This window comes from Spirosoma migulaei, assembly GCF_054776855.1.
This window is the reverse complement of the sequence record NZ_BAAHBG010000028.1, coordinates 123,822-136,005: the sequence shown is the minus strand read 5'-3', so window position 1 is coordinate 136,005 and position 12,184 is coordinate 123,822. Positions and strand designations below refer to the sequence as shown.

The 12,184-nt window shown below is 48.6% G+C and carries 5 protein-coding genes; 1 reads left to right on the top strand and 4 read right to left on the bottom strand.

The window, feature by feature from the left end; translation table 11 throughout:
• Positions 1-11 precede the first annotated feature (11 nt).
• Both ACYVGO_RS28685 and ACYVGO_RS28680 read right to left on the bottom strand, forming a co-directional pair.
• The gene (locus ACYVGO_RS28685) at positions 12-3,302 is read right to left on the bottom strand and encodes a SusC/RagA family TonB-linked outer membrane protein (RefSeq protein WP_460972213.1); all 3,291 of its coding nucleotides are present in this window, start codon (positions 3,300-3,302) and stop codon (positions 12-14) included.
• Between the two features lie 517 nt (positions 3,303-3,819).
• Positions 3,820-6,708: an amidohydrolase family protein gene (locus ACYVGO_RS28680; RefSeq protein ID WP_460972212.1), complete on the bottom strand. Its 2,889-nt coding sequence runs from the start codon at positions 6,706-6,708 to the stop codon at positions 3,820-3,822.
• Between the two features lie 373 nt (positions 6,709-7,081).
• Here ACYVGO_RS28680 and ACYVGO_RS28675 point away from each other — a divergent pair, with 373 nt between their 5' ends.
• Complete coding sequence (locus ACYVGO_RS28675; protein WP_142774217.1) at positions 7,082-9,760, top strand: sodium-translocating pyrophosphatase; 2,679 nt, start codon at positions 7,082-7,084, stop codon at positions 9,758-9,760.
• Positions 9,761-10,171: 411 nt separating this feature from the next.
• Here ACYVGO_RS28675 and ACYVGO_RS28670 read toward each other — a convergent pair whose 3' ends face one another.
• Both ACYVGO_RS28670 and ACYVGO_RS28665 read right to left on the bottom strand, forming a co-directional pair.
• On the bottom strand, positions 10,172-11,470 hold the full coding sequence (locus ACYVGO_RS28670) for an MFS transporter (protein WP_460972211.1): 1,299 nt from the start codon (positions 11,468-11,470) through the stop codon (positions 10,172-10,174).
• 218 nt (positions 11,471-11,688) lie between these two features.
• Positions 11,689-12,184 (bottom strand): efflux RND transporter periplasmic adaptor subunit (locus ACYVGO_RS28665; RefSeq protein ID WP_460972210.1); only part of this gene is annotated, 496 nt, incomplete at its 5' end.

Below are 12,184 nucleotides of genomic sequence, written 5' to 3'. Positions count from 1 at the left end.
TGTAAACAGAATTAATAGGTGATTTTCAGGGAAAATAGGTACGATCTCGTGTTGGGGTTCGTAAACCAGTCTTGACCACGGGCAAGTGTGGCTCCCGTAATATTCACCTCAGGATCTGTACCGGTGTACTTGGTCCATAACACGAGGTTACGGCCAGTCAGGCTAAAATCAACTGATGATAAGTGGGTAGCCCGACGGAATTTTTCGCTGCGAAGGCTATAGGACAGGGTCACTTCACGAAGGCGGGAAACGCTGCCATCTTCAATGAACTGTTTCGTAGAGGCTGAGTTGAACGACGTGCCCAGGCCCTGATACCAAGCCTGGTTCAGCGCCACTGGTCCGGCTCCAAAGTCCTTAATATTGCCCTGAAACTTTGTACCAGCCGCCAGTAGGTTGCCGTTTATATCTTTGATACCACCCGTTGGAACAACCGCGGTATTACCCTGATCGGCATGAACGCCAAAGGTGTAAAGAGCACCTCGTGTTCCGTTATAAAAATCATTTCCCGACACCCGGTCGAACAGGGCGTAAAGAGTTATGCCTTTGTAGGAAAATGTACTCCCCAGACCACCGCGCCATTTTGGGTTCGGATTTCCAACAATTTCGTTGTTGGTGCCACCTTGTGGGAAACCATTGGCATCGAGTTTATATTTCCCCGATTCATCCTTCAGGAAATCCGTCCCATAAAATACACCAAAGGGCTGTCCGGCAATCAGTGACTGACCACCGTACGTATTTGGTAACCCCTGCGAATCAGAACCTGCCAGCGAGACTACTTTGTTGCGGTTCATGGAGTAATTAGCCGATAGATTCCACTTGAAACCGCCCATTGTCAGCACGTCGCCACTGGCTTCAAATTCAAGTCCTTTGTTTGATAATTCAGCCGCATTGATGTTCCGAACGGAGTAACCCGTTTCGACCGGAACGTTCAGCGATAGAATGACGTCTTTGGTATTGTTGCTATAGGCCGTACCTGAGAAACTGAATCGATTATTCAGGAAGCGTAAATCAACGCCAACTTCCGATTCCGTTTTCCGTTCAGGACGCAGGAAGTCGTTGCCCGCCGTTGAACTACGGGTGAATCCTCCCGCATACAGAGAACTGGCTGCCGATAAACCACCAGCGTACCCATCTCCATAATAGGAAGGTGAGAATGTAGTGAAGTTCTGATAGGGTTGCGGCTGGATACCCACCTGGCCCCAGGTTAGGCGGAGTTTGCCAAAGCTAAGGACTGTGCTGGTTTCCAGTGCTTTGAGTTTCGTAAACTGAAAGGCCAGCGCGGCCGATGGGAAAAAGAAACTGCTGTTGGTTTTGGAGCCAAAGGTTGACGCACTTTCATTACGACCCGTCAACGTCAGGAACAGCATGTTATAGGCCTGAACTTCCGCCTGTGCATAATAGGCGTAGGTCCTAATCAGCTCCGTATAGTTGTAAGGTGTAAGATTAGAGTTCAGCGCATTCGTAAGAATATCCGGTGCCGTGGGCACAATCAGGTTCGTAGCTGCCGTCTGAAGAATAGCTTTCCGGCGGCTGTTATAGTTGACGCCAAGGATAAATGACCCGCTGAAATTGTTGCTGAACGTTTTGCTGGCATTAGCGAACACATCGGTATTAAACTGTTTTTCGTTAATCCAGCTTTTGGATAAAAAGCCACCACCCACCGGATAAGTCCCGGCATTACGGGCAAATCGCTCCAGACGATCATCCAGAAAATTATCGATACCCGTACGGCCAGTGATGCTGAGCCATGACGTTGGTGTGATCCCCAATTCAACGTTCCCCATGATCCGATCTACATCAGTCGTGTTGCGGTTATTGTTGATGTTCCAGATCGGGTTCGAGTAAATAGTACTCTGATCCACACCCAGTGGATTTCGGAACGAAACGTGGGTGTTATTGAAAACCTGCCCGGCCGGGTTCGTATATGTACCGGTATAATAGGCGTTGTTGAAATCGCCGGGTGTACGCAGGGCATCCAGCATAATACCGTCGAGGTTATCGCCCTCCTGCACGCGCGACGAACCACTCTTGGTATAGCCTACGTTTGCCGATGCCCGTAGCCATTCCGTAAACTGACTTGCTACGTTCACCCGTGCCGTGTTTCGAGTATAGTTACTAAATGCCTTAATAACCCCTTCCTGCGTCAGATTTGAATAACTGATCATGAAGTTACTTCGGGCATTGCCGCCACTGATATTAATGCTGTTATCGACGAAGTGGCCTGTTTGGAATGGGTCTTTCGTATGGTCATATACATCCTTTGAATTTTTGCCGCCGTGTGGATTGGCTGCTGTGCCACTGGCAATGGCATAGCGCTTGGTTCCATCCGGAAAGGTGGCATACCCCTTATAACCGGGATTTGCCGGATCAGTAATGTAGGTATCAGGTCCGCCAGTCCGGTCGGAAATCAGGTCTCCCCAGGTAGTCCGGCTGCCTTGTACGTAGTTGCCGCCCGTTCCCTGTCCATAATTGGTTTGTAAGTGGGGCATTTTGTTAACCTCATCGAACGATACGGTCGATTTGAAGGTAATGTTCACTTTCCCTTTCGAGTCTTTTCCTTTTTTGGTGGTGATAATGACAACCCCATTGGCAGCCCGCGTTCCCCATAAAGCTGCTGCCGAAGCACCTTTCAGTACTTCCATACTCTCAATATCTTCGGGATTTACGTCATTGATCCGGGACTGTTGCACAATACCATTACCAGCTGCCGTACCCGTATTATCACTGGAGTTACTAACCGGAATACCGTCGATAATAAAGAGTGGTTGAGCGTTACCATTAATGGTGTTCTGGCCGCGAATCTGGATGTAAGCCCCAGCGCCAGGGTCACCACCGTTTCGGGTGATCAAAACGCCCGATGCTTTACCGCTTAGGCCCGTCAGCAAGCTGGTTTCACCCGATTTGGCAATGTTTTTCCCTTCTACCGTCGAGACTGATGACGCAAACTTATCGCGTTCTTCTTTCACACCAAGCGCCGTAATGATGACTTCGGTCAATTGCTTGGTATCCGTTTTTAGCTGAACGTTAATTGTTGCTCGGGTGCCAACGATTTCCTCAATCGTTTGCATACCCACTGCCGAAAAGACCAGCGTAGCTCCCGATGGCGGAACATTAATACTATACTCTCCTTTTATATCTGTAACTGTACCCGTGGTTGTACCTTTAATAACAACTGTAGCACCAGCAAACCCACCCGCTCCTTCATCAGCGGCCACTATGCCACTTACCTTTCGGCCCTGTGCCCATGCAACCGAGCAACTTAAGCCTGCTAAAAGCAGACTCATGAGTAATGATTTCATCATAGTTCTAGTTTAAGTTAAGAAATGTAATGTGCACACCGAAAAAGTATAATCAATGGCGTATTTACAAAATAATATTTTAAAAAAATATAATATATAAATATTATATTTTTTATATGCAATATTATGCAGAATAATTACTATTTGAGTATAATTACGTAGAGTTATAACCGTAATTTTCATCGAATTTTAATGCCGATCTTAAATGGAATCGGTTAAAAAATATCTGTAAATCAGCTATATATATCGAAAAATTGACATTTGATAAGTAGTATAATTACGCGTATTTATTGCTCTAAAGATTTGCATATAGAATATGGCCTTTCAGTGGCATTAAATAGGCTATGAAGTAGATTTCAGTACGTGTTGGGTATGTTCATTGTTGAAGGGATGGGCTACTGCCTAAAATAAAACTCCTCCGTCTGTCAAGGCCAGCGGAGGAGTATACATGAAGAAGCTTTAGGTAAAGCCTGGTAACTATAGACCTATGTCAACAGTAACGAAAGTTGGCACTGTCTAATTAGGGGCGCGTTAGCAGACGATCCAATGAGAGAACTTCGCCATTCTTAATAACCTGCTCTACATTTAGAACGTCGCGGATGTTGGTAAGCGGGTCGCCGTTAACAATGACCAGATCGGCCAATTTACCCGGCTCTATCGAGCCTAAATCTTTACTGACGCCAACGGTTTCAGCGGCCCAGAGTGTGGCTGATCGTAACGCCTGGTAAGGTGTCAGGCCCGCGCCAACAAAGGATTGAAGTTCGGTATGTAGGCTCATCCCATACGGTACAAACGGACTATCGGTGCCGGTTGTGACGTGTGCTCCTGCGTCAATCAAGGCTTTTATACCTTTCTGAAGATTGCTGAAATTGCTTAGGTAACCGGGACTGAGTTTGGCGTACTGAGCCGATCCGGCCTGGAGGGCATTCGTGAACTCTTCGGAATAAAACGCCTTATACTGCCGATTTTCCAGAAGACCAGGGTCTTTGGAAGTCAATACGGCAAACCCGCCCTGTAGCGAAGCCGTGGGCGTGATGTTCATGCCCGACTTCGCGAGTAGTTGAATGACGTCCTGGTAGCTCCGGTTCATGGCCGTAATCTTGGGGGAATACCCACGTCGGCTTGTACCGCCAATGTGCTCAACAGCGTCCACATCGTAGCGCATTGCCGGAAAAATCTCGTGCGAGGATACCGGCATGCCATGTGCATGAGCAAAGGTTGTGATGCGCTGCTGCATGGCATCGGGCATCCGAACATAAGTTTTGATCAAATCATAACCCAGCCGAACCGAGCGATTCAACTCCCGATCAAGTTGTTCATCGGAGTTGATGCTGGTAGCGGCTCCATAGTAAATTCGGGTACCATCGGTTAAGCCACCCGTAAAAAACTGGCGTGGTCCTGGCCGGACACCACTGGCCCATGATTCCTTGCGTTCGAGTGCATCATAGGGGTCGGCACCGGGCTCCCGAATAGACGTAATGCCAAAGGACAACCATAATCGCCCTAGCTTTTCGCCAACCATCGAATGCTGGTGTGTATGCATTTCGAATAGACCAGGAATAACCGTCTTCGTTGATGCGTCGACTATCGTTCCTGGACGACCGGCCTGATGGGGTAAAATGGACTTGATACGATGACCCTCAATCAGGATGTCGACATTGGTACGGTAGGTATTCGCCTTGCCATCAAATAATCGGCCAGCGTGAACGACTACCTGGCCAGTCGGTTGGCTGATTTGCCAGGTTAGGTCCATTGGGTGTGTGTCAATTCGTCCGTCGGCCAGATGCGCTTGTTTGAGTACGTCTGTTGCCAAATAGAGCAGGCTTTTTGAATCGCCGGTCCAGCTAGGTGTATCAGTCTGTTCAGTAGTCAGTTGGCGGGGTTTACCGGTGATGGTTCCATCGGGTTGCACGTCCGTAATCCACAACAAGCCATCAAGAACATAGGCCATCTTCGTCCCATCTGGCGACCAGACGGGGCCGTTCTGACTCCGTGTAGCCAGGCTATGCCCCGGTGCTGGCGTTACATAGCGTTCATTTTTGCCATCGAACGAAAGTAGTAACACCTCGCTGACCCCTTCGCGGTAGCGCGATGAGTAGGGGTGGAGAGCCGATATAGCAATCGTTTTCCCATCCGCCGACCAGCTCGCCTGGCTCGGCACAAATACCGACTCATGCAGTTTTCGGGTTTTCGGTACGGTAACGTCAGCGGTATACGTTACGTCGGCGGTGTATAATGTGCTGCGGCCCCAGGCGTTGCGCGGGTCGCTTTGGTAGAAGGCAATCTTACTACCATCGGGCGACCAGCTCGGGAAGTGCAGATCATCACCCATATCAACTAAGTTGCGATCCTGACCCGTTTTTAAATCCCGAATCCAGACATCCATGTTGCCATTCCGGTCCGATGTATAGGCCAGCTTTGTCCCATCTGGCGACCAGCTTGGCTCAAGCTCCATCGACTGCCCCTGCGTTAGGCGTTCGGGCGTTTTGGTGCCTTTAGCCAGCAACCATAAATCACCTAGAGCCGCAAAGGCGATCTGTTTTCCATCCGGCGAAATAGCGGCTCCTTTAATACCGAGAACCGGTTGAGGCTTTTTCGTGTCAAAGTCGTAGGTTTTTCGTTTGTACGTGTTTTTCGGCAGGTTGATCAGGGCCTGAAAAGGAATAATCTGCGCCGTTGCACTTCCGAGTTTCCGTCGTTTCATGGAGCCACTACTCGTGTACAGGTACTCATCAGCCGAGAACCAGCTTGCCCGAAACGGGAACACATCTTCCGATACTTCGGTTAGCATCTGGGCTTTGCCATCTACCAGCGAAACGCTTTCTAAGCCACTCTGTGAGTTATTCAGAACGTTGTAAAACAAATGGGAACCATCCGGCTGCCAGGAGGGACCAACCAGTTTACCTTTGGTGGGCGACACTAATTTTTCGGGTTGGCCCGGATTCATTACATAGATGCCCGGCGCAGTGGTTCGATCAGAAACGAACGCAACTTGTTTGCCATCCGGCGAAAACGCTGGGCTGAAATCATTCCCCGAATCGTTGGTGAGTTGGGTAAGTTTCCCATCGGCCAGCGTGAGTTGCCAGATGTCGTAATTGCCGCCACGGTCGGAGGCAAAGACCAGTTGCTTTCCATCAGGCGACCAGTGGGGTTCTCTGTCGTCGTAGATTCCGGTGGTTAGTTGTTTGGGTTTACCCCCTTCTTTGGAAACAGACCAGATGTGGTAGCGACCATCCCAAAACGCATGGAATGCAATCTGCTTTCCATCAGGCGACCAACTGGGTTGACGGCAATCCCCGAGCGGGTCCGTTACGGGATGGGCGGTTCCTCCGGTGGCGGGTAAAACCCAGATTGTTCCCTGTAAGTCAATGGCTATACTTTTTTTATCGGGCGAGAGGTCGGCCGCCATATTTGTACCCTCCGTAACCGTAACTCGTAGTGAGTCGATTGAACCTGCTTGAGATGTGTTTTTTAAAAAGAATCCTAAGCAGAATGATATAGTGATAATTGAAGATATAAAAGAATAAATGGTTTGCATAATATAGGAAAGTGCTATTCTTATTTTGATGAAGAGCTGATTTGACATTTTTTCTTTTGAACCTACACAGACGCTCGTCTACTTCCAAGCATCGTCTTGATTTGTAGATACATAATTGAGAATCTCCTAGAATAACCGAAATAAACCTCAAAAAAAGTCAATCAATTTGTGTTGATGTTGGTCGTTATGCAACGGCAAATTCTATCTTTGCGAGCAATCAACTCTTTAACCTATACCTATTTTTATGAATTACAGTGTTTATCTGGTCCCCATCCTTGGCATTGTTGGCCTGCTGGTGATGTTTACCAAATTCATGTGGGTTTCCAAGCAGGACGCTGGCGACGCCCGGATGCAGGAAATTGCTGGCTATATTGCCGATGGAGCCATTGCCTTCCTCAAAGCCGAATGGCGTGTGCTGACGTATTTTGGCATTATTGTGGCGCTTTTGCTGGCCTATATGGGCAGCTTAGTGCCGAACTCCAGCCCAATCATCGGAATTTCATTTATTCTAGGCGCATTCCTCTCAGCACTAGCTGGTTATATTGGGATGAATATTGCCACCAAGGCGAACGTTCGTACCGCTCATGCCGCGCGTACGAGCCTGACTAAAGCCTTGGAAGTATCTTTCACGGGTGGCTCTGTTATGGGTATCGGTGTTGCCGGTATTGCCGTACTGGGTCTGGGTAGCCTATTCATTGTCCTTTATAAACTATATGTTGAGCCAACCGGCGACGTTAACGGTCTGCCAATGGAGAAAGCGCTCGAAGTACTGGCGGGTTTCTCGCTCGGTGCTGAGTCTATTGCCCTGTTTGCCCGCGTAGGCGGTGGTATTTATACAAAAGCTGCCGACGTAGGGGCCGACCTGGTGGGTAAAGTGGAAGCGGGTATTCCGGAAGATGATCCACGTAATCCAGCCACCATCGCCGATAACGTAGGCGATAACGTGGGCGACGTAGCCGGTATGGGTGCCGACTTATTTGGCTCTTATGTAGCCACGATTCTTGCGACTATGGTACTGGGCCGTGAGATTGTTATTCCGGGCGATCCTATCATTGGTCATGCACCAATCGTGTTGCCAATGGTAATTGCGGGGTTGGGCCTGATCTTCTCGATTATTGCCACCTATCTTGTTCGGGTTAAAGACGACAATGGGAATGTGCAGGCAGCTTTGAACCTGGGTAACTGGGCGTCAATTGGCATTACCCTGGTTGCTTCCTATTTTCTGGTCAACGCGATGCTACCTGCAACTACTATGGAAATCCGGGGTGTCGAATTTACCCGGATGGATGTATTCTTCGCTATTGTAACAGGCCTTGTTGTGGGTGCTCTCATGAGTATCATCACCGAATATTATACGGCCATGGGCCGACGTCCGGTGCTGTCGATTATCCGGCAATCAGCAACTGGTGCCGCTACGAATATCATCGGTGGTTTGTCTGTCGGTATGGAATCGACTGTATTGCCAATTCTGGTGTTGGCGGCTGGTATCTATACATCCTATCACTTTGCCGGTTTGTACGGCGTTGCTATTTCAGCGGCTGGTATGATGGCCACCACGGCTATGCAGTTGGCCATTGATGCCTTCGGCCCTATTGCCGATAACGCCGGTGGTATTGCCGAAATGAGTTACCTGCCCGAAGAAGTACGGGGCCGTACCGATATTCTGGATGCGGTAGGTAACACGACTGCCGCTAGTGGTAAGGGTTTTGCCATTGCCTCGGCTGCGTTGACAGCTCTGGCTCTGTTTGCCGCCTTTGTGGGTCTATCAGGTATTTCTGCCATCGATATTTACAAAGCTGACGTGCTGGCTGGTTTGTTTGTGGGTGGTATGATCCCCTACATTTTCTCGTCTCTGGCTATTGCGGCTGTGGGCCGGGCAGCTATGGCAATGGTTGAAGAAGTACGTCGTCAGTTCCGGGAAATTCCGGGTATTATGGAAGGAACAGGTAAGCCTGAATACGAAAAGTGCGTGGCTATCTCAACGCAGGCTTCTATTCGCGAAATGGTGTTGCCAGGCGCTATTGCCCTGACGGTTCCCGTTATTGTTGGGTTCATTTTTGGTCCTGAAGTGCTCGGTGGCTTGCTGGCCGGTGTTACCGTCTCGGGCGTGTTGATGGGAATTTTCATGAACAACGCCGGTGGTGCCTGGGACAACGCGAAAAAGTCATTTGAGAAAGGCGTCCTGATCAACGGCGAGATGTTCTACAAAAAATCGGAGCCACACAAAGCATCGGTTACGGGTGATACCGTGGGTGATCCGTTCAAGGATACGTCTGGCCCGTCGATGAACATTCTGATCAAACTGATGTCGATCGTTTCGCTCGTTATTGCCCCTTACATCGCTGTTCCCTCGGCCGAAACACCGGGCTATAACAAAGAAGGCAAAGAGGCTGCTGGTACAGAACTTCCACTAGAAGAATCAACTGCTGCCGATAATGACAAAGTGAACACTCCAAATACGGGACTCGGCGAATTTCGCCCTGAAAAATTGACGAGCGGTGTTGAGTTAAACATTCCTGAATTTGGGATCGAAAGCAAGCTGCTGGCCTTTATCAAAGGCGACAAGCCTGTTGACAAAACGACCTGGTTTGATTTTGACCGGTTATTATTCCAAACGGGGAGTGCCACGCTGGAGCCTCAGTCGCAGGAGCAGTTGAAAAACATTGCCGAAATCCTGAAGGCGCATCCAGCCGTAAACATCAAGCTGGGTGGCTACACGGATAACACCGGCAATGCCGCCAGTAACCTCAAACTCTCTCAGGATCGTGCCAACTCGGTACGGGTTGAGCTAGAGAAAATGGGCATTGGTAAAGATCGTCTGGAAGCCGAAGGGTACGGGCAGGAGCACCCCGTTGCTTCAAACGATACCGAAGAAGGCCGGGCACAAAATCGCCGGATTTCGGTCCGCGTGACGAAGAAGTAACTGGTTTATAGGATATAGATTTACGAAGAAGGCCGGTTTTATATAAAGCCGGCCTTTTCAATTGTTACTGGTTTACTAATACTGCTTTACGATAGCCTTTTCGTATTACTCCCTGAAGGGCAGGGCCGTTAAGTTCTAGCGTTTTTACCCCCCCACCCCCTAAAGGGGGAGAAAACCCACTTCGGAGTACTCCCCCTTCAGGGGGTGGGGGGTAAAAATAAGCCAACAAAAGAGGCTGGTTAAGTAAAGGGAATTCAGAACTTAACAGCCCTGCCCTGAAGGGGGCTTTGCTTGATTATTCTCAACTTAAGCCCCCTTCAGGGGGTAATACGTAGATTGATATAATTGACGTTGATGTGTGCTTCAACTGAATATTAACTGGATGCATTGCACCTATCAGCGCAGTCAGATTCACTCTTCCAGATAATTCAACTCCTTGTCATGTGTTTCCGGTATCGTCAGGATGGCGTAAAAACCCAGGAGAAAGCTGACTAGACCGACAATGGCACCGGCATTAATGACATCCAGTGATGGTTTTAAGGCCTGATAACTCAGGGTCATTGGAATCAGGAAGGCACGCACCATGTTCGGTACGGTGGTAGCAGCCGTAGCGCGGAGATTAGTGCCAAACTGCTCGGCACTGATCGTTACGAACATGGCCCAATAGCCATTCCCGAAACCCAGACACAAACAAAGGGCATAGAACAGCGGAGCACTGGTGATCCCGAGGTATAAATAAATGAAGCTGAATACAAAGGCAATCCCCATGAAAAGGGCAATTGCTTTTTTACGCGATTTCAGTGCCTGACTAATAAAACCGTTGGATAGATCGCCTATGGCCATCCCAAGGTATAACCACGTAATGGCCAAACCCGGTTGAATTTCGTCGGCAATGCCTAATGCTTTACCAAATTCGTTACTGAACGAAGCTAAAATGCCGGTAATGAACCAGGTTGGAATCCCAATACCAATGCATTTCAGGTAACGCTTGAGCCGATCTATATTCGTAAAGAAGGATAAAAAGTTACCCCGGCTAATGTGTTTTTGTTCGGTTATGTGGGTAAACATCCCCGATTCAACCACCCCAATGCGTAATAGTAATAAACAGAACCCTAAACCACCACCTACGAAAAATGCCGTTTCCCAATCGAAGAGCTTAACGGTAAAATAAGCGACTATGGCCCCTAATACACCAACTGCAGCCACAAGTGAAGTGCCTATTGCTCGTTTTTCTTTAGGGAGAATTTCACTCACGAGTGTAATACCAGCGCCTAATTCACCGGCCAGCCCAATACCCGCCACAAATCGCATCAGCGCATAGTAGGTGACAGGGTCCATAAACGTAATGTGCTTAACAAATCCGCAGGCAATATTGGCAATGGAATAGGTGACTATGCTACCAAACAGCACTGATAGGCGTCCGCGCTTATCGCCAAGGATGCCCCACAAAATTCCGCCCAGTAATAAACCAGCCATTTGCCAGTTGATAATGCGTCCTCCTACCGTTGAGATCTGGTCCGTAGTAAGCCCCAGATCTTTCAGACTTGGTACGCGAACAATACCAAACAGGAGCAAATCATAAATATCAACGAAGTACCCCAGCGCTGCCACAATGACTGGCAAACCGAATAGGCTAGCCGTAGCCCCGGACCTGTGATTCGGTTGTGCCGAACCGCCAAGTGACTCAGATGAAGCAGTGGAAGTAATCATGTCGAAATAGTGTATTGTTGACGAATAGTTGCCAATAATACAAAGTAGCGAAATAATATTCCGATAAATCGGGTAAATGTTACAATTATTTCGTGCTTATTTCTATAAGTTATGACTTGACTCACAGTTGGCCAATCAGGTTTACCAATAATCATTAAAGGCCATCGGAAAGCTACGTTGAGCAGCTTTCCGATGGCCTTTAATGACCGTTTGAGAAGTTAATTCCCGAGTGCGTTGTAAATCAGCAGCTGATTGTTCGTTACAACCCGATCACCGGGTGTTAACCCACCGGATAAATATGTTTTCGGCCCAATGGATTTATAGATGTCTACCTCGCGTACCAGAGGCTGGTTTTTGTTGTTAACCATGACCACGAAGTTGCGGTTTTTATCAAATACGACAGCCTTTGCCGGAATCGCTATCCGTTTGTCGTGCCCCGCGTAGGTAACGCTTACATTCGCAAACATCTCCGGCTTAAGTCGGTAGTCTGCATTATCCAGCGTTACACGGACTTTCAGGGTTTTACTGTCGGGGTCGAGAACATTGAAGATTTTATCGATTCGGCCATGAAAGATTTTATCCGGGTAGGAGAGGGTTGTTATGGTTGCCTGATCTCCTTCTTTGACATTCGCAAGGTCGGACTCGTACACATTCGCCAATACCCAGACGTGGTCCAGGTTTGAGATCGTGAACAGGAAGTCGGAGGCCAAGCGG